Raw genomic sequence first — 17,715 nt, 5'->3', positions numbered from 1 at the left:
CTTGCCGGTCCACAACAGGACCGAAGTGCTGACACCGCGCCGCTACACCCGCATCGGCATCAGCACATAGAGTGCGGTCTCGTCGGCCATGTCGTGGATCAGCGTCGGCGAGCCGGCGTCGGCCAGCATGAACTTGGCTTCCGTGCCGGTCAGTTGCGCGGCAACGTCGAGCAGGTACTTGGCGTTGAAGCCGATCTCGATCGGATCGGATGAATAGTCGGCGGACAGCTCTTCGGTGGCGCTGCCTGAATCGGGATTGTTGACCGCAAGCGTCACCTGACCCTCGCTGATCGACAGCTTCACCGCGCGGCCGCGTTCGGAAGAGATGGTCGAGACGCGATCGACAGCGGCGGCAAAACTCTGGCGGTCGATGATCAGCTTCTTGTCGTTGCCGGTCGGAATGACCCGCTGATAGTCGGGGAAGGTGCCGTCGATCAGCTTCGAGGTCAAAACCACGCTGCCGATCGTGAAGCGGATCTTGGTGTCCGACAGTTCGGTGGTGACCGCGACATCCGGATCGTCGACGAGCTTCTGCAACTCGCTCACCGTCTTGCGCGGAATGATGATGCCCGGCATGCCTTCGGAACCCGCTGGCGCATCGATCTCGGCGCGCGCCAGGCGGTGGCCGTCGGTCGCTACCGAGCGCAGCTTCAACTTGCCGCCGACCTCATGCGTGTGCAGATAGATGCCGTTCAGGTAATAACGCGTCTCCTCGGTGGAGATGGCGAATTGGGTCTTCTCGATCAGGCCTTTCAGGGCAACCGAGTCGAGACGGAAGATATGCGAGAACGATCCGGCCGAGAGCTCCGGGAAGTCGGATTGCGGCAGGCACTGAAGGCGGAAGCTCGAGCGGCCAGACGTCACCGTCATGGCGTTGCCGTCCTCGTCCGTCTTCAGCATCACCTCGGCGCCATCGGCAAGCTTGCGCACGATGTCGTAGAGCAGATGTGCCGGGACTGTCGTCGCCCCGCCGCGCTCCACCTTGGCGGGTGTCGCTTCGGTCACCTCGAGGTCGAGATCGGTCGCCTTCATTTCAAGGCTGGCGCCTTCGGCGCTGAGCAGCACGTTGGACAGGATCGGTATGGTGTTTCGCCGCTCGACCACGCGATGGACGTGGTTGAGCGACTTCAGGAGATTGGACCGTTCCAGGATAACACGCATGACGAAACAGGCTCGCTTGAATGAATGACGGGTCACCAGTGAGCGGCGTCCCGCGAAAGGTCTGAACAGGCTCAGAATCTGCGTAAACTGACAGGAAAAAACCAGCAAACGCAAGCCCGCGCCACCGGTTCAGGCCGGCTACGCGGGCTTTCTGGGGATAACGCGCCCGAAGTCCGCGAGCCAGTGTCGTAAAACCGAAATCCAGATCGCTTCCAGGCGGCGCCACGGGCCCGATCCAGGCCCAGCGCCGCACTGGCAAGCCATTGAATTTCGGTATTGTTCCGGCTCGGCCATCCCCGGAGGATCAGGCCTGGTCGTTGATCAACCGCCTCAGAAGCTCAAGTTCCTGCGCCAGCGTGTTGTCGTTGCCGGAAAGGTCCTCGATCTTGCGCACGGCATGCAGCACCGTGGTGTGATCGCGGCCGCCGAAACGCCGTCCGATCTCGGGTAGCGAGCGCGGCGTCATCACCTTCGACAGGTACATAGCGACCTGCCGCGGCTTGACGATGGTGCGCGTGCGCCGGTTGGACAGCAATTCGGTCTTCGACACATTGTAGTGACGCGCCACGATGCGCTGGATGTCCTCGATACGGACACGCTTCGGCTCGCCGGTGCGATAGATGTGGCCGAGGATTTCGTCGATCCGGTCGATGGTGATCTGCGGCTCGAAGGATTGACGGAACAAAAGCTGATTGAAGGCGCCTTCCAGCTCGCGTCCGCTGCCGGTCACGGTGCGGGCGACGTGATTGAGGATCTCCTCCGAAATGTCGAGCGATGCGTCGTCGCTCCTGGCCGTGGCAAGGCGCAATTTGAGCATGCCGAGGCGCATGGCGAAATCGGGCGCCGACATTTCAAGCGCGACACCGCCATTGAGGCGCGAACGGACCCGCGGTTCGAGCGATTCCAGTTCCGATGGCGGCCGGTCGGCGGCGACGACGACCTGCTTGGCGCTGTCGAGCAGCATGTTGATGAGGTGGCAGAATTCATGCTGGATCGACTTGCCCTGCAGAAACTGCATGTCGTCAATGATGAGCAGGTCGATGTCGCGCAGCTGTTCCTTGAGCGTCAGCGCGTTGTTGTCGCGGATCGCGGTGGCAAAGCGCCACATGAAATACTCGGCCGTGAGATAGACGACGCGCGACTTGGGGTTCTGCTTCAGCGATTCCGCAGCGATGGCCTGCAGCAAATGTGTCTTGCCGAGCCCGACGGTTGCGTGAAGGAAAAGCGGATTGAAGCGCACTGCGCTCGATTGCGATTCCGCTACCGCCTTGGCGGCGGCGAAGGCCACCCGGTTCGACGGTCCCTCGATGAAGGAGCCGAACGTGTAGCGCGGATCGAGCGGCGACCCCAGCACGTTGTGGCGAAATTCGCTCTCGATCGGTGTGCCCGGACGCGGAGCCGGTGCGCGCTCCACCCGGCTGGGGCTGACTGTGCCGGCGGCAAGTGCCGTCTGCGTCTGCCGTGTCATCTTGCTGCGTGCTGGCGTTACCTCTGGCTCGGCCTGGCTGCGTCCCTGACGGGTTGCCGTGCGCACGACGATGTCGATCTTGAGGAGATCGGCATCCTCCTGCTTCCACAGTTCGGAAATGAGGTCGAGATAGTGGCCGTTGATCCATGAACGTAGGAAGGCGGTAGGCACGGAGATGCGGACGATGCCCTTTGAAGCCTCGGCGACCTTCATGCGGCCAAACCAGCTCGAATAGACTTCGGTTCCCAGGCGCGCCTTCAACTGGGTCTTGACCCGGTCGAATTTCTGTTCCGCGTCGCTGGACACCGCCATGTCGTTTGCTCCGATCAAAGTTCCAGGAAATGGGAGGTCGCCCGTAAGCTCCCTTTCAATGCCGCTCTGCATGATCTTTTCCTTGTCCTTCCGTACATGTTTTCCACCGGGGATGCGCCTCCTGCATCCGGTTCCGGCGACCTAAGTCTTTGCTACGATGTCCGCTGCCGCCGCCGGCAGATGAACGTCGCCCATTATCCGTGGGAACCGGTGCTGGCCCATGGAAGCCAGTCCGCGTTGGGTATGTCAGGGCAATACAACACCGCCCGGCGAAAAGAGCGCCGGCGCGCCGTCTACCTGCCATGTCTAGTTACGCCAGTCCCCTACCGTATCGAAAAAGACAAACCAAAGCCGTCCGCGGACTTGATCCGCGTTGCAAATCCCGCCAATTTAAGCTGGCCGATTCAGGCTTGGGTTAAGAGCCAGAGCCCGTCCCTTTCGATAGATCGACACTACCGAAATCGCTGTGGATAGGGCAAGGCCACGTCTAACGGATTTTTAAGGAATCTGGTTAGTGGAGGCGGGTTCGAGTGGCGTGCCGCGACGGCACATTTTAACAAAGCCATTGTGATTCAAACCCTTTTCCGGCGAATATGAAAAACCGGGCGCTGACAGAAATATTCTGAAATAATTCGCTTGACAGCGACTTCTCCCCGATCGGGCCGGTCCGGTGTGGACAAGCTGTGGATCACCATCTGTAAGTAACTGAAAGATATAAGCTATTTCTGATAGTTAAGAATCTTTAGGTCGGCCGTTTCAAGCATGCCGATCACCAGCAGGCATGCATATGCCGGCAAACTATTCCTAATTGTGAAATGCCGCATAAGACGGCGTTTCCGGACATTCTTTTTAAGTGCTTGCCGGCAAACGAAAAAACCCGGCACAAACGGCCGGGTTCGAAGAACGTCAGTCTAGGCAAGTAATGTCAGGCCGACAGTACCTTGACCCGCTGAGCCAGTCGCGACACCTTGCGGGACGCCGTGTTCTTGTGGATCACGCCCTTGGTCGCGGCGCGCATCAATTCCGGCTCCGCGATCTTGAAGGCGGCCTGTGCGGCAGCCTTGTCACCGGAGGCAAGCGCCTCTTCGACCTGGCGGATATAGGTGCGGACGCGCGAGCGGCGGTTCTTGTTGATCGCTGCGCGGCGGACGATCTTGCGCGTTGCCTTTTTGGCCGAGGATGTATTGGCCATGATGCCTCTCTTCTGATCTGGTCGGCGCATGCGGGATGCCGCAGGGCGCAAAAAACAAACGGGCAGCCACGGGGCCGCCTCGGTTGGTGCGGCTTATAGTTCAGCTTTTCCGGCGCGTCAACGCTGCCCGGCCTTCTTTTTGGCGGCCAGCAGCCATCTTCTTCGCAGCCAAGGGATTGGCGTCAGCGGTTGGTGAAATTCGGCTTCCGCTTCTCGGCAAAGGCCGCCATGCCTTCCTTCTGATCGTCCAGTGCAAACAGCGAGTGAAACAGCCGGCGCTCGAACCGCAATCCCTCGGCAAGCGTCGTCTCGAAGGCGCGGTTGACAGCCTCCTTCGCCATCATCACCGATGGTAGCGAGAAAGCGGCGATCTTGGCTGCGGCCTTCAGCGCCTCCTCGACAAGCTCGCCGGCAGGCACCACCCGCGACACCAGGCCAGAACGCTCGGCCTCGGCGGCATCCATCATCCGCCCGGTCAGGCACATGTCCATCGCTTTCGACTTGCCGACGAAGCGGGTCAGCCTTTGTGACCCGCCCATGCCTGGAATGACGCCGAGGGTGATCTCGGGCTGGCCGAATTTGGCCGTGTCGGCGGCGATAATGAAATCGCACATCATCGCCAGCTCGCAGCCGCCGCCGAGTGCATAGCCCGCTACCGCCGCGATAATAGGCTTTCGCGCCCGCGTCAGTTCCTCCCAGCCGACGAAGAAGTCCTGGGCGTAGGCGTCCGCGTAGGAGATGGACTGCATCTCCTTGATGTCGGCGCCTGCGGCGAAAGCCTTTTCGGAACCGGTGATGACCATGGCGCCGATACCGGGATCGGCGCTGAACCCATTCACGGCTGCCACCACTTCGGTCAGAATCTGCGAATTCAGCGCGTTGAGCGCCTGCGGCCTGTTCAGCGTGATCAGCCCGACCTTGCCGCGCGTCTCGGTGATGATCGTCTCATAGGCCATGGCTGCTTCTCCTTGCTCACGCTCGCCTAGAGCGGTCCATCGTTTCACGGAAACGCTGAACCGCTCCATCTCTCTGTCTTGACGCAATTCCGAACGGGAAACCGTTCCCACTTTTCCTGGAATTACTCTGACTCATCGCTGACATGTGCGGCAATAAAAGGTCGATCGGCCGCTCTGCACGACACGTTCGATGTGGCCGCTGCACCCGGGTTTGGAACAGGCCTCCCCCTCGCGGTCGTAGACGGCGAAGGCGTGCTGGAAATAGCCCAGCGACCCATCGGTCTGCATATAGTCCCGCAGTGAGGAGCCGCCGGCTGCGATCGCATCCGATATCACCGAACGAATGGCTTGCGCGAGGTGTTCGCTTTGGGCCTGGGCTTTCTTTCCGGGCCTGGCGATCGTGCCCGCCTCGCGCAGCGGCGACAGGCCGGCACGCCACAACGCCTCCGACACATAGATGTTGCCGAGCCCGGCGATCAGCCTCTGGTCGAGAAGCGCTGCCTTCAGTGGTGATCGCCGCCCCTTCATCAATGAGGCGAGCAGCGCACCGTCCAATGTGTTGCCGGTTGGCTCGACGCCAAGTCCAGCCAGCATCGGATGAACGTCCGGCAGCCCTTCCGCAAACAGCATGAAGCCGAAGCGGCGCGGATCATTGAAGATCACGCGGGACCGGGCACCGGCCGGAGACACGATATGGAAGACGACGTGGTCGTGATTGGAGCTCTTCGAGCGGTCGTGCCGGAAGATGCCGGGCATGTCGCTGCCATCGGCCGTCTCTATGCGGAATGAGCCCGACATGCCGAGATGGCAGATCAGCATGGGGCCGCCTTCCAGGTCCATCGTCAGATACTTGGCCCGGCGGCCGAGTGCCGTGATCGTCTTGCCGGTCAGCCGCTGCGCGAATTTCTCGGGAAATGGAAAGCGCAGATCCGGTCGGCGCGCCTCGACGCGGGCGATGGTAGCGCCTTCCAGAACCGGCTGCAGCCCGCGCCGGACGGTTTCGACCTCCGGCAATTCAGGCATGACCGCCGATCGCCGTATAGAAAGACGTGCCGTAGCGTCCGGGCGCCAGCCCGAGATGCTCGGCCACGGTCTCGCCAATGTCGGCGAATGTCGTTCTCAGTCCGATGTCGCCGCCCTTGAGACCCGGTCCAGTGCCGATCACCGGAATGCGCTCGCGCGTGTGATCGGTCCCGCCCCAGGTCGGGTCGTTGCCGTGGTCGGCCGTCAGGATGAGAAGATCGCCCTGCCGCAGCCTCGCAAATGCCTCCGGCAGCCGCAGGTCGAAGGCCTCGAGCGCGGCAGCATAGCCCGCGACATCGCGGCGGTGACCGAATTCGGTGTCGAAGTCGACGAAATTGGCGAAGACGAGGTCACCGTCGCCGGCATTATCCATCGCACCCAGAGCCTCGTCGAACATCGCCATGTTGCCTGCCGCCTTGCGCACTTGCGAAATTCCGCGATGGGCGAAGATGTCGCCGATCTTGCCAACGGCGATGACACGGCTGCCACGCGCCGTCAGCCGGTCGAGCAGGGTCGGTTCCGGCGGGGGCACGGCGTAGTCATGACGGTTGTATGTCCGTTCGAAAGTGGCGGTGGTTTCGCCGACGAATGGCCGCGCGATCACCCGTCCGATCCTCAGCGGGTCAACCAGCCTGCGCACCACCTGGCAGAATTCATAAAGCCGGTCGAGGCCGAAATGGACTTCATGCGCGGCGATTTGCAGGACCGAGTCGACCGACGTGTAGCAGATCGGCTTGCCGGTCCGGATGTGCTCCTCGCCGAAGCGCTCGATGATCTCGGTGCCCGGCGCATGGCAATTGCCGAGAATGCCCGGCACCTGGCCTTCGCGAATGATAGCCTCGGTCAGTTCGGCCGGAAAGGCGGGAACCGTATCCGGGAAATATCCCCAGTCGAGACGCACCGGCAGGCCGGCGATTTCCCAATGGCCCGATGGTGTATCCTTGCCGCTCGAAACCTCCTGCGCGGCGCCGTGGAAGGCCGTGGCGAGCAGATCCGCCCCGCTGCTGGCAAAGCCTAGCCCCGTCGCGGTTTCGGCAGCCTTGCCAAGCCCGAGCGAGGCCATGTGGGGGACAAACAGCGGTCCACTGCGAAGCCCTTCGCGATCCGCGCGGCCCTCTGCACAGGCTTCTGCGATGTGCGCGAATGTGTTGGCGCCGGCGTCGCCGTAGCGGTCGGCGTCGGCCGCTCCACCGATGCCGAATGAGTCCAGGACGAAGAGAAAGGCTCGCGCCATCGAGTTGTTGCCAGTTTGACCGACCAGACATAGGGTTCCGCGACTTCATTGGCAATTCGGAAACCAAACGGCAACGGCTTGGCGTGATAGTCTGGTGCATGTCGCCCAAAAGTGCGTAGCGGTTTTGGGACAACGACATGCACAAGCAGAGTTGCATGTCGCCCAAAGGTGCGCAGCGGTTTCGGGCAACGGCATGCACAAATGCCCCCAGGCATGGGCATGGATCGAGGACAACAGACCCGTGGTTCCTGTCATGAGGGTTGCGCTGAAGATTTATGCCGCTCTCATGCTGGCGCAGGTCGGGCTCTGGTCCAATCCGGCGCATGCCGAGTGGCGCGATGATATCGGCACGTTTCGCATCGGCATCGTTGCCGAGCCAGGCGCCGGCAACTCCGTTCCGGGGCTGGCACTGTTGACCGACGCCTACACCAAGGCCTTGGGCATGAAGGTCGAGTTTGTCGTTGCCCGCAACTATGCCGCGCTGATCGAGGCGCAGGCCAATGCCCGCATCGAATATGCAATCTATTCGGCCACCGCCTATGCGACGGCTTCGCAGCGCTGCTTATGTATCGAGCCGCTTGTCGCTCCGGTCGATTCAGACGGCGCGATCGGCATCCGCTCCGTTCTGCTGACGCGAGACGGCAAGCTGCCTGCCCTGGGGGCGATGGACCGCCATCGTATCGCCATGGCGCCTTCGGACAGCGTCGGCGGTTCTCTCCTGCCATTGGCGGCGTTGGCCGCGGAGGGCCGCAAGATCGCGGAAGATGCACCGTTTCTGGTCCATGCCGATTCGGCCGCGGCGGCCGAGACGATGCTGGTCGACGGCAAGGCCGATGGCCTGTTCGGCTGGGTGACGGCCGCTGCCGACGGCCTGCGAGAACCGTCGGGCACGCAGGCGAGGTTGGAGGCGGCAGGGGTCTCAGTGACGGCGCTTCGGATCGTATGGACGTCGGGCCTGTTGAGATACGGCCCCCATGCGGTCCGCAGTGATCTCGACCCGGAAGCCAAGCGCCGGCTTGCCGTGTTCCTCACCAACCTCAAGTCGACCACGCCCGATATCTACGACCTCCTGGAATCGAGACATTCCGGCGGCTTCGCTCGCGTGGCGCCAAAAGATTACGAGATGGCCGCTGCTATCGTGCGCTTCGTTTCGGACCGTGGGCCGCAGCAGTAGCTGGAGCGGCCTGCCCAGCGCCTGGCTGCTTCTGTGTTCAACAGTCGCTGCAAGGGATCGCCATGCTTCTGCGGGGGCGCAGGTAATAGGTTTCGCCCATGGTTATGTTGCTGAAAGCCGAGGTCAGCCCAAGCTTCTGTTGACTGCTCGCGCTCCACGCGATGACCGGCGTGTAGCCGAGGTTGCTTTCGACGCGAATGAGAAACGTGTTGGCGACCTTGAGCGACGCTGGGACCGTTGTCTCGGTGGTCGCGGCGGCGCCCGCGCTGGCGACACCAGCGACCAATTTGCGAGACCAGACCACCAGTGCCTGCGTCGCATCGGCCGAGACCTGGATTGCCGTGATGGTAATGGTCGGGTCTGAGCGGTTGTAGGGCTGAAGGGTGACGCTGCCGATCTGCATGATGGCGTCGACATCCGCCTTGGCGACGTTCGTCTGCTGGGTGACGAGATCGGCCACCATGCTGCCGATACGGCTGACCTTCTTGCTGGTCTCGATGGCTTGCGACGCTTCCATCGTGAGGAAGTACATGATCAGCAGAATCGGCATGATCAACGCGAATTCAACCGCCGCGATGCCACGCCGATCGGACCAGAATCGACTTGCTTTCCGCCAAACTCCCGTAATCATAAGATGTGCCCCCGCACGCATCATGCCCATTACCCTTTTCTTATACTGCTCGTGCATTCCGCTCAGTTGTCGAACGGCTCGTTCTGCCAGGTCACCGATGCGAAATGCAGCGTCTTGTTGCCGCCCATCGACTGCGCCATGAGGTCGGTCATGATGGGCCACTTGTAGAAGACCCGAAGCATGTTCCTCGACTCCGCCGCACCCGCTGTCACTGAGAACGATTGGGTTGCGGTGCCTTTCGTCAGTACGACATCGCCGTTCTGGATCTTGAAGCCTGCCGTGGCCGCATCGGCGAACGATGTATATTGGCGAAGATCCACCAGCAGTTGATTGGGACAATCCTGGGAGACGATGATCTGCAGTTTCGTGCAGATCATGTCCCGCAAATTGGTTCCGGCAACGTCAGCCGCCCCCAACTGGCCGGTGCGCAGTTTGCGCGCTACATCGTCGGTGACGTTGGCCATCACCTCCTGGCCGGCAAACGAGATGCAGCTTTCCAGAATGGCAAAGACAAGCAGCGCGAAGGGGACTGAAAGGATCGCGAATTCGATTGCCGTGGCGCCGCGCCGGTCACGAAGGAAGCGGGCGAAAAACCTTGGGCGTCTCACTCTGTGGTCGCCTGCGCGACCGAATTCCTTGCTCATGTCCGATCCTGCCGATCTCTATGTGGTCTCGGAAGGAGCATTAGCGCAAACCGATTGAGGTCCGGTTTGGATGATCGTTAAAGTCGGCGCAGGCCTCTTAACCAGACAATAACCGGAACGGCAGTCGGCAACGCCACCTATCGGCTGACGCTCATCTCCGCTTCTGAAGACTTCTCCGCCTCGCTCTTGTATGAGCTTTCGCAATAGGGTGTGCACGACATCGTCTGGATTTCGGCGCGCCGGTAAATGCGCACGGACGAGGCGGCTTGCCGCACCACGGTAACCTGCTCGTCCACGATGGGGCTGCCGTCCGTATCGAGCACGACCAGATTGGTGACCCCGAAGCCTTTGCCGGTGAGCACGATCGTCGATGCGTCCTGCACGGAAGCGTCGGCGATTGCCGGGTTGCCGACCACGATGGTGTCGGCGGGACGCGACAGTTTGACGATCTTGGCCTGGTTCATCGTGACCTCGATGCCGGCGCCGGCCATGGCGGGCGTGCCGAAGGTCGTGGCGGCAAGAAGCGCGGCAATCAGGATTGACGATCTCGGCTGGGCCATTGAGGCGCTCCACGCAGGCGGACTGATCAACGGAACATGAACGAGATTGGTGAACCAACGGTTAAGCATGCGATGTTGCCAATCGTGCAATGGCCGCCAAGGGCGTCCGCGACGCGCGGTCCGGTCGGGTCGCAAGCCTACCAAACCCGGGTCTGGAAGGCTCAGCGGTACATTAGCCCGAGGTTAACCACGCAATATGTTCGAACCGGGAAAGGAATCGGTAAGGCTGTTTCTTAAGCCGATCGAAAGAGCTTCTCCATAGATTGGCAGCATCCGATCAACCATCACAGAAGTTGACGGAAGTGCTGTAACACGTGGAGTAGGAGCTCTCGAATGTCTAATCTCATCGCACGTTTTGTGAAGGACGAATCCGGCGCGACCGCGATCGAATATGGTCTGATCGCCGCTCTCATCGCGCTCGCCATCATCACTGGCGCCGGCACGCTCGGCAATGCGCTGAACGCCAAGTTCACCAACATCGGCAGCACCCTGAACGGCACGCCGAGCGGCAGCTGATCGGCTTATCGCCGAGCACTTGCATTACATTTCTGGAAAAGGGCCGCCGCGTGGCGGCCCTTTTTCTATGCCGCTGCCAATATAGGTCGTCTTTTCGTTCCTGGCCTCATCAATCGTTAATCGAACATGCTTAGATTGAGCCCTATGAAATCGGACAATAGGCGTGGCGCCGATGCTTGAAGCCCTGATCTTCGTCGTTTTTCCGTTCTGCATGCTGTTTGCCGCGATCTCCGACATGCTGTCGATGACGATCGCCAATCGCGTGCCGGTGCTGCTTGTCGCCGTTTTTGCGCTGGTCGCGCCCCTGACAGGCATGGACTGGGCGGCCTATGGCGGACATTTCGCCGCCGGCGCCCTGGTCCTGGCCGTGACGTTCGGCCTGTTTGCGATGGGCGGCATGGGCGGCGGCGACGCCAAGCTTCTGGCCGCCACCGCGATGTGGATGGGCGTCAATGTCAATCTCGTGGAGTATCTTGTCGCCTCGACAATCATCGGCGGCCTGCTGACGCTGGCGATCATCCTCTACCGGAAGTCGCTGCTTGCGGCCGTTACCGGCCAAAATCCGTTTCTGCGCCATTTCGCCGACGAGGAAAAAGGTGTTCCCTACGGTGTCGCGCTCGGCCTTGGCGGCTTGCTGACCTATCCGGATTCGCCCTTGATGGCATGGGCGCTTGCCAGGCTGGCGACCTGAGCGCGATCTTATTTTGTTGTCCGTCAGCATTGCCGAAACCTCGTTCTCAACAGGGCTGGCCCGGCCATTTTGGCCGGTCAGGCCACATTCCGGCTAATTTATGTAAACCTTAAATTAATCACGATCGTAAGCATTACATTAACCTTGTTTTGACGATTGCCGCTGCAAAGTCCGGCTTGGCTACGTGGTTTGCCAGGGCAAGGGTTCGGACAAATGCCAGCATCGCGATTGATAATTCTGAGCGTGGCGGTGGCCGCGGCGGGTGGCGCTGGCTATGTCGCGAAGAACATGGTGGCACCGCCGCCCCAGGTCGTCGTCGATTCCGGCCCTCAGGCCCCGGCGGTGGCACTCCAGGATGTGCTTGTGCTTTCAGGCGACGTTCCGATGGGTAGCCCGATCCAAAACAACATCGCCTGGCAATCCTGGCCCGCCGACGGCGTCAACGCGAATTTCATCACCCGCACGGCCGAGCCCGAGGCACTGGACAAGCTGAAGAGTTCCGTTGCCCGTGTGGCGATGTATGCCGGAGAACCGCTGCGGCGGTCCAAGCTGATCGGCGAGGGCCAGAGCTTCATGTCGTCGATCCTGCCTTCCGGCATGCGGGCGGTCGCCACGGCCATCTCGGCCGATACGTCGGCCGGCGGCTTCATTCTTCCCAACGATTTCGTCGACGTCATCATGACCCGCAGGGCCGATGCCGCCAGCGGCGCCGCCGGCTTCAACACCGAGACCATCCTCAAGAACATCCGCGTCCTGGCCATCGATCAGACCATTCAGGAGGACGAGGAAGGCAAGAAGACCAGGGTGGGTCAGACCGCCACGCTGGAACTGACGCCCAAGCAGGCGGAGATCATCACCGTCGCCCAGCAGATGGCGGATCGCCTGACCCTGGCGCTGCGGGCGGTCGCGGACACGCAGGAAAAAAATCTGGGTGAGGCCGACTATCTCGTTTCCGGCAATGGCCGCAGAGGAACGGTGAGGCTGATCAAGTCGGGCGAAGTTTCCGAAGTGGGAGCAAGGAAATGAGGCTAGGTGGCAAACTGCCGGCAATTGTAGCCGCGGCATTCGGCCTGCTGCTCGTCGGATCGAATTTGCAAGGCAGCGTCGTCGAGGCAAAGAACGCGCAGGTCACGGCATCGACGGCCACTCAGCGCGTCAAGCTCGGCCTCAACAAGTCGGTGGTCATCGACCTGCCGAGCGATGCCTACGACATTCTCGTGGCCAACCCGGCGGTTGCCGACGCGGTGACTCGCACCGCAAGGCGCATCTATCTGTTCGGCAAGTCGGTCGGCGAGACGAACATCTTTGTCTTCGGCCCCAATGGCGAGCAGATCGTCAGTCTTGACCTGGCCGTCGAACGTGACGTTGCCGGTCTTGAGGATTATATCAGACGCTTCCTGCCGACGTCGGCCATCAAGGTCGAACTGCTGAATGACAACGTCGTCCTGACTGGAACGGTCGACACGCCGCTGGATGCAAAGCGCGCGGTAGACCTGGCGACGATCTTCGTTTCCGGTGGTGAAGCGACGACGGGACAATATTCGCAGACCGCAGCCGGCGGTTCGGCCCAGAGCGGTGTCGACATCGACAATCCGGACCAGGAGCGCCGCACCAGCAAGATCGTCAACCTGCTGCAGATCATTGGCGACGACCAGGTGACGCTGAAGGTCACGGTCGCCGAAGTCAGCCGCTCCGTGATGAAGCAGCTCGGCGTCAACATGGTCGGCAGCGGCGGCAGCAACGGCATCAGCTACGGTGCGCTCAGCGACAATTTCACCGGTCTCGGCAAGCAGCTGTCGAATTCAGGCTTTCAGATCGGCTCGTCGGCACTGCAGGCCTATGTCAACGCCATGGAGCAGTCGGGGGTCATGAAAACCCTGGCTGAGCCGACCTTGACCGCCGTATCCGGGGAGAAGGCGACCTTCAAAGTCGGCGGTGAATACAATATGGTTTCAGGTGTCTCAGCAAACGTATCGCAGGACAACCAGACCGGCCTGAAAACCTATACCATCGAAAAGATCGAGTACGGCATCGGCCTGGAATTCCAGCCGGTGGTGTTGTCTCCCGGTCGCATAAGTTTGAAAGTCAGGACGTCGGTTTCCGAGCCGACAACCGAGGGGTCCGTATCGCTCTCCTCAGGCGTGACGAGCCCCGGCATGAATGCACTGTCGCTTCGCAAACGTCTTGCCGATACGACCGTTGAACTGCCCTCGGGCGGCTCCATGATGATCGCCGGCCTGGTTCGCGACGATGTCAGGCAAGCCGTCAACGGGTTGCCCGGACTGACAAAGATCCCGGTGCTCGGCGCGCTCTTCCGCAGCAGGGATTTCGTGCGCAACGAGACCGAACTCGTCATCATCATCACGCCCTATCTGGTGAAGCCGGTGGCGCGCAATGACCTTGCCAAGCCGGACGACAATTTCAACGCCGCCAGCGATGGCGCTGCCATGTTCCTTGGCCGAGTCAATCGCGTCTACGGCACCATGCAGACCGACAAGCCCAACGGCCGCTACCACGGCGTCGTCGGCTTCATCTACAAGTGAGCGGGGAAGCGGACATGTCTCAGTCAGCATTGAAGGCAAGCACCATCGCCGCACCGATGCGCTTTGGCCGCTCGCGGGTCTACCGGCGGTTCGTTCCTGTCCTGGCGGTTGCGGTGGCGGCGCTGCTCGCCGGCTGCGCCCAGCGCGACAGCATCACGGTGGGCGCCATCCCGGACGATTATCGCACCAACCATCCGATCGTGATCGCCGAGAAGAACCAGAAGATAGACCTGCCGGTGGGCGCCGGTGACCGTGGCATGACGGGCTCTCAGCGTGACACGCTTTCGGGCTTTCTCGACGGCTACGACAGGAGCGCCGCTCCGGCGCTGACGATCGCTATCCCTGTCGGTTCGGCCAACGAGATCGCGGCGGCCGCTGCCAGCCGCGATTTTGTCAGGCTGGCGGTTGCCAGCGGCATCAAGCGCAACCGGATTGTCATGACCTCTTATCAGTCCGCTTCCGCCGAAGCCTCGGCCCCGATTCGCGTCGCCTATATCTCGGTGAAAGCTCAGACCGACAAATGCGGGCGTTGGCCCGAAGATCTGGTGGAGACCTCGGAAAACAAGCACTACGCCGATTTCGGCTGCTCGTATCAGAACAACCTCGCCGCCCAGATGGCCAATCCGGCCGACCTGCTCGGACCGCGCAAGCAGGCACCTATCGACGCCGAGCAGCGTGGGAAAGTCATCGATGGGTACCGAAATCAACCCTTCTTTGATTGGGAAGCAGAAGGCGAAGTTAGCTACTAACGATCGCAGTTCGGAGTACACGAACATGAACAATCTGGCCTATGACACTCCTGTAGACGGCAGCGATACCTCGCAGCAGGACATCGCCGCGATGCAGGCGTTGCGGCCGATCCCGCGCATTTCGATCCAGGCATTCTGCGAGACCGAGGGTGTTGCCAACCCGGTCGAGCGCGCCGGCGAGGACCGCCGCATGACGAAGGCGCATCTCAAGGTCCATATGGGCGGCGTCCCCACTGCCATCGAATTCTACCAATCGGCGCCGACGCCCAACCTGATCCTGCTGGAATCGCGCAGCGAGCCCAAGCAATTGCTGGAACAACTCGCCCAGCTTTCGGAATATTGCGATCCGACGTCGAAGGTGGTGGTGATCGGCCACTACAATGATGTCGGCCTCTACCGGGAACTCATCCGCAACGGCATTTCCGAATATGTGATCGCTCCGGTCTCGATGGCCGACATCGTCAGTGTGGTGTCGTCGATTTTCATCGATCCGGAAGCCGAGCCGCTCGGCCGCTCGATCGCCTTCGTCGGCGCCAAGGGCGGTGTCGGCTCCTCGACGATCGCCCACAATGTGGCTTGGGCGATGTCCTCCCTGTTCAAATCCGAAGTGGTCGTCGCCGATCTCGATCTGGCTTTCGGCACCGCCAACATCAATTTCGACCAGGATCCGGCGCAAGGCATCGCCGAGGCGGTGTTTTCACCGGAACGCATCGATGAAGTCTATCTCGACCGGCTGCTGACCCAGTGCGCCGAGCATCTGTCGCTGCTCGCCGCGCCTTCGACGCTCGAACGGGTCTATGATTTCGATCCCGAGGCCTTCGCGCAGCTCATCGACACCGCCCAGCGCAGCGTGCCGCTTCTGGTGCTCGACGTCCCGCATGCCTGGACGGGCTGGACCAAGAACACCCTGGTCAAGGCCGACGAGATCGTCATCACCGCGACACCGGAACTCGCCAATCTGCGCAACACCAAGAACCTCGTCGATATGCTCAAGCGGCTTCGTCCCAATGATCCGCCGCCCAAGCTGATCATCAACCAGGCCGGCGTGCCGAAGCGCCCGGAGATTTCGCCGTCCGATTTCGCCGAGCCGCTCGGCCTGTCGCCGATGTCGGTCATTGCTTTTGATCCGTTGCTGTTCGGCAATGCCGCCAACAACGGACGCATGCTTGGCGAAATGGATGCGAAGAACCCGGTTGTCGCGATGATCAACGAAATGGCGCATGTGCTGACCGGGCGCAGCGAAATCAAGGCCAAGAAGAAGGCCGGGCTCGGCAGCCTGCTCGGCAAGCTCTCGCGCAACAAGAAGTGACGCTTCAGCAGTGGAATCGGTAGTCGATCATGTTTGGTAAAAGAGGCAGCGACGACGGCAACCGGTTCACGCCGGAATTTCGCCAGCCAGCACCGGCGCCTGTTGCGCCGCCGGCTGCAAGTTCCATGGACACGGCGGTTCTGACCCGGCCCGCGGCGCCAAGCGCGCCTGTCACGCCGCCGGCGCGCCGTGCGGTCGAGGCACCGCCATTGGCGCCTGAGCCGAAGCGGGCACAGCGCGAAAAGAGCGAAACTTATTACGATACCAAGAGCCAGGTCTTCTCCGCGCTCATCGACACCATCGATCTGTCGCAGCTTTCCAAGCTTGACCCTGAAAGCGCGCGCGAGGAAATCCGCGATATCGTCAACGACATCATCGCGATCAAGAACTTCGCAATGACGATCGCCGAGCAGGAAGAGCTGCTCGAGGACATCTGCAACGACGTGCTCGGCTATGGGCCGCTCGAGCCGCTGCTCGCCCGTGACGACATCGCCGACATCATGGTCAACGGCTCCAGGAACGTCTACATCGAAGTCAACGGCAAGGTCGAACAGACCGGTATCCGCTTTCGTGACAACCAGCAGCTCCTCAACATCTGCCAGCGTATCGTCAGCCAGGTTGGCCGCCGCGTCGACGAATCCAGCCCGATCTGCGACGCGCGCCTTCCCGACGGCTCCCGCGTCAACGTCATCGCGCCGCCACTCTCCATCGATGGCGCCACGCTCACCATCCGCAAATTCAAGAAGGACAAGCTGACGCTCGATCAGCTGGTCAAGTTCGGCGCCATCTCGCCGCAGGGCGCCGAAGTTCTCAAGATCATCAGTCGTGTTCGCTGCAACATCGTGATCTCGGGCGGCACCGGTTCGGGCAAGACCACGCTGCTCAATTGCCTGACCAACTATATCGACCGCGAGGAGCGCGTCATCACCTGCGAAGACTCGGCCGAGCTGCAATTGCAGCAGCCGCATGTGGTGCGCCTCGAAACCCGCCCGCCCAATCTGGAGGGCGAGGGTGAGGTGACGATGCGCGACCTGGTCAAGAACTGTCTGCGCATGCGGCCAGAGCGCATCATCGTCGGCGAAGTGCGCGGACCCGAGGTGTTCGATCTTCTGCAGGCGATGAACACCGGCCATGACGGCTCGATGGGCACGATCCACTCGAACAGCCCGCGCGAATGCCTGAACCGTATCGAATCCATGATTGCCATGGGCGGCTATTCGCTGCCGCAGAAGACAGTGCGCGAAATCGTCGTCGGTTCCATCGACGTGATCATCCAGGCGGCGCGCCTGCGCGACGGATCGCGCCGCATCACCCACATCACCGAGGTGATCGGGATGGAAGGCGACGTCATCATCACGCAGGATATCGTCCTTTACAACATCAAGGGTGAGGACGCCAACGGCAGGCTGTTGGGTGAGCACGTATCGACGGGCATCGGCCGTCCGCATTTCTGGGAGCGTGCACGCTATTACGGCGAGGAGCAGCGTCTCGCCATTGCGCTTGAGGCGATGGAGAAACGCGCTGACTGACGCATGCTGGGGTGTAAGGGTTC

At 61.4% G+C, this 17,715-nt stretch carries 17 protein-coding genes; 8 read left to right on the top strand and 9 right to left on the bottom strand.

Annotated features, from left to right (window positions below; translation table 11 throughout):
* Window positions 1-42: 42 nt before the first annotated feature.
* From dnaN to EOB59_RS05115, 6 genes are all read right to left on the bottom strand, one after another.
* The gene (dnaN, locus tag EOB59_RS05140) at window positions 43-1,161 is read right to left on the bottom strand and encodes a DNA polymerase III subunit beta (RefSeq protein ID WP_023811387.1); all 1,119 of its coding nucleotides are present in this window, start codon (window positions 1,159-1,161) and stop codon (window positions 43-45) included.
* A 304-nt stretch (window positions 1,162-1,465) separates the two neighbouring features.
* Window positions 1,466-2,941: a chromosomal replication initiator protein DnaA gene (gene dnaA / locus EOB59_RS05135; protein WP_236383352.1), complete on the bottom strand. Its 1,476-nt coding sequence runs from the start codon at window positions 2,939-2,941 to the stop codon at window positions 1,466-1,468.
* Window positions 2,942-3,866: 925 nt separating this feature from the next.
* Window positions 3,867-4,133 (bottom strand): 30S ribosomal protein S20, encoded by a 267-nt coding sequence (rpsT, locus tag EOB59_RS05130; RefSeq protein WP_013533694.1) that lies wholly within the window; start codon window positions 4,131-4,133, stop codon window positions 3,867-3,869.
* Between the two features lie 182 nt (window positions 4,134-4,315).
* Window positions 4,316-5,089: an enoyl-CoA hydratase gene (locus EOB59_RS05125; protein WP_128287819.1), complete on the bottom strand. Its 774-nt coding sequence runs from the start codon at window positions 5,087-5,089 to the stop codon at window positions 4,316-4,318.
* Between the two features lie 132 nt (window positions 5,090-5,221).
* Complete coding sequence (mutM, locus tag EOB59_RS05120) at window positions 5,222-6,112, bottom strand: bifunctional DNA-formamidopyrimidine glycosylase/DNA-(apurinic or apyrimidinic site) lyase (RefSeq protein WP_128287818.1); 891 nt, start codon at window positions 6,110-6,112, stop codon at window positions 5,222-5,224.
* Window positions 6,105-7,346, bottom strand: coding sequence for a phosphopentomutase (locus EOB59_RS05115; protein WP_128287817.1), 1,242 nt, complete (start codon window positions 7,344-7,346; stop codon window positions 6,105-6,107). Before EOB59_RS05115 ends, mutM begins: the two co-directional genes overlap by 8 nt.
* A gap of 253 nt (window positions 7,347-7,599) precedes the next feature.
* Between EOB59_RS05115 and EOB59_RS05110 the strand changes: the two genes are divergently transcribed.
* Window positions 7,600-8,520 (top strand): PhnD/SsuA/transferrin family substrate-binding protein, encoded by a 921-nt coding sequence (locus tag EOB59_RS05110; RefSeq protein ID WP_164895584.1) that lies wholly within the window; start codon window positions 7,600-7,602, stop codon window positions 8,518-8,520.
* Between the two features lie 37 nt (window positions 8,521-8,557).
* Here the strand turns inward: EOB59_RS05110 and EOB59_RS05105 are convergent, their stop codons facing one another.
* From EOB59_RS05105 to EOB59_RS05095, 3 genes are all read right to left on the bottom strand, one after another.
* Entirely contained in the window at window positions 8,558-9,175 is a 618-nt protein-coding gene (locus EOB59_RS05105) for a TadE/TadG family type IV pilus assembly protein (protein WP_128287833.1), read from the bottom strand.
* A 38-nt stretch (window positions 9,176-9,213) separates the two neighbouring features.
* Window positions 9,214-9,795, bottom strand: coding sequence for a TadE/TadG family type IV pilus assembly protein (locus EOB59_RS05100; RefSeq protein WP_128287815.1), 582 nt, complete (start codon window positions 9,793-9,795; stop codon window positions 9,214-9,216).
* Between the two features lie 137 nt (window positions 9,796-9,932).
* Window positions 9,933-10,355, bottom strand: coding sequence for a pilus assembly protein N-terminal domain-containing protein (locus EOB59_RS05095; protein WP_127381302.1), 423 nt, complete (start codon window positions 10,353-10,355; stop codon window positions 9,933-9,935).
* Between the two features lie 333 nt (window positions 10,356-10,688).
* On the opposite strand from EOB59_RS05095, the gene EOB59_RS05090 reads away from it, so the two are divergent.
* The 7 genes from EOB59_RS05090 to EOB59_RS05060 all read left to right on the top strand — a co-directional run bounded on the left by EOB59_RS05090 (window position 10,689) and on the right by EOB59_RS05060 (window position 17,692).
* Complete coding sequence (locus EOB59_RS05090) at window positions 10,689-10,871, top strand: Flp family type IVb pilin (RefSeq protein ID WP_063171181.1); 183 nt, start codon at window positions 10,689-10,691, stop codon at window positions 10,869-10,871.
* 172 nt (window positions 10,872-11,043) lie between these two features.
* Entirely contained in the window at window positions 11,044-11,562 is a 519-nt protein-coding gene (locus EOB59_RS05085; protein WP_127807956.1) for a prepilin peptidase, read from the top strand.
* Between the two features lie 213 nt (window positions 11,563-11,775).
* Entirely contained in the window at window positions 11,776-12,588 is an 813-nt protein-coding gene (cpaB, locus tag EOB59_RS05080) for a Flp pilus assembly protein CpaB (RefSeq protein ID WP_023811377.1), read from the top strand.
* The gene (locus EOB59_RS05075; RefSeq protein WP_128287814.1) at window positions 12,585-14,105 is read left to right on the top strand and encodes a type II and III secretion system protein family protein; all 1,521 of its coding nucleotides are present in this window, start codon (window positions 12,585-12,587) and stop codon (window positions 14,103-14,105) included. Before cpaB ends, EOB59_RS05075 begins: the two co-directional genes overlap by 4 nt.
* A 14-nt stretch (window positions 14,106-14,119) precedes the next feature.
* The gene (locus EOB59_RS05070; RefSeq protein WP_128287813.1) at window positions 14,120-14,854 is read left to right on the top strand and encodes a CpaD family pilus assembly protein; all 735 of its coding nucleotides are present in this window, start codon (window positions 14,120-14,122) and stop codon (window positions 14,852-14,854) included.
* A gap of 25 nt (window positions 14,855-14,879) precedes the next feature.
* The gene (locus EOB59_RS05065) at window positions 14,880-16,163 is read left to right on the top strand and encodes a CpaE family protein (RefSeq protein WP_128287812.1); all 1,284 of its coding nucleotides are present in this window, start codon (window positions 14,880-14,882) and stop codon (window positions 16,161-16,163) included.
* Window positions 16,164-16,192: 29 nt separating this feature from the next.
* The gene (locus EOB59_RS05060) at window positions 16,193-17,692 is read left to right on the top strand and encodes a CpaF family protein (protein WP_128287811.1); all 1,500 of its coding nucleotides are present in this window, start codon (window positions 16,193-16,195) and stop codon (window positions 17,690-17,692) included.
* Window positions 17,693-17,715: the final 23 nt, after the last annotated feature.

The organism is Mesorhizobium sp. M7A.F.Ca.MR.176.00.0.0 (assembly GCF_004023165.1).
Classification (GTDB): Bacteria; Pseudomonadota; Alphaproteobacteria; order Rhizobiales; family Rhizobiaceae; genus Mesorhizobium.
This window is presented reverse-complemented; position numbering and strand designations above follow the sequence as displayed.

Coding starts and splice junctions, on each gene's coding strand:
- dnaN (WP_023811387.1), bottom strand. CDS start 1,161: ATGCGTGTTATCCTGGAACGGTCCAATCTCCTGAAGTCGCTCAACCAC.
- dnaA (WP_236383352.1), bottom strand. CDS start 2,941: ATGGCGGTGTCCAGCGACGCGGAACAGAAATTCGACCGGGTCAAGACC.
- rpsT (WP_013533694.1), bottom strand. CDS start 4,133: ATGGCCAATACATCCTCGGCCAAAAAGGCAACGCGCAAGATCGTCCGC.
- EOB59_RS05125 (WP_128287819.1), bottom strand. CDS start 5,089: ATGGCCTATGAGACGATCATCACCGAGACGCGCGGCAAGGTCGGGCTG.
- mutM (WP_128287818.1), bottom strand. CDS start 6,112: ATGCCTGAATTGCCGGAGGTCGAAACCGTCCGGCGCGGGCTGCAGCCG.
- EOB59_RS05115 (WP_128287817.1), bottom strand. CDS start 7,346: ATGGCGCGAGCCTTTCTCTTCGTCCTGGACTCATTCGGCATCGGTGGA.
- EOB59_RS05110 (WP_164895584.1), top strand. CDS start 7,600: ATGAGGGTTGCGCTGAAGATTTATGCCGCTCTCATGCTGGCGCAGGTC.
- EOB59_RS05105 (WP_128287833.1), bottom strand. CDS start 9,175: ATGATGCGTGCGGGGGCACATCTTATGATTACGGGAGTTTGGCGGAAA.
- EOB59_RS05100 (WP_128287815.1), bottom strand. CDS start 9,795: ATGAGCAAGGAATTCGGTCGCGCAGGCGACCACAGAGTGAGACGCCCA.
- EOB59_RS05095 (WP_127381302.1), bottom strand. CDS start 10,355: ATGGCCCAGCCGAGATCGTCAATCCTGATTGCCGCGCTTCTTGCCGCC.
- EOB59_RS05090 (WP_063171181.1), top strand. CDS start 10,689: ATGTCTAATCTCATCGCACGTTTTGTGAAGGACGAATCCGGCGCGACC.
- EOB59_RS05085 (WP_127807956.1), top strand. CDS start 11,044: ATGCTTGAAGCCCTGATCTTCGTCGTTTTTCCGTTCTGCATGCTGTTT.
- cpaB (WP_023811377.1), top strand. CDS start 11,776: ATGCCAGCATCGCGATTGATAATTCTGAGCGTGGCGGTGGCCGCGGCG.
- EOB59_RS05075 (WP_128287814.1), top strand. CDS start 12,585: ATGAGGCTAGGTGGCAAACTGCCGGCAATTGTAGCCGCGGCATTCGGC.
- EOB59_RS05070 (WP_128287813.1), top strand. CDS start 14,120: ATGTCTCAGTCAGCATTGAAGGCAAGCACCATCGCCGCACCGATGCGC.
- EOB59_RS05065 (WP_128287812.1), top strand. CDS start 14,880: ATGAACAATCTGGCCTATGACACTCCTGTAGACGGCAGCGATACCTCG.
- EOB59_RS05060 (WP_128287811.1), top strand. CDS start 16,193: ATGTTTGGTAAAAGAGGCAGCGACGACGGCAACCGGTTCACGCCGGAA.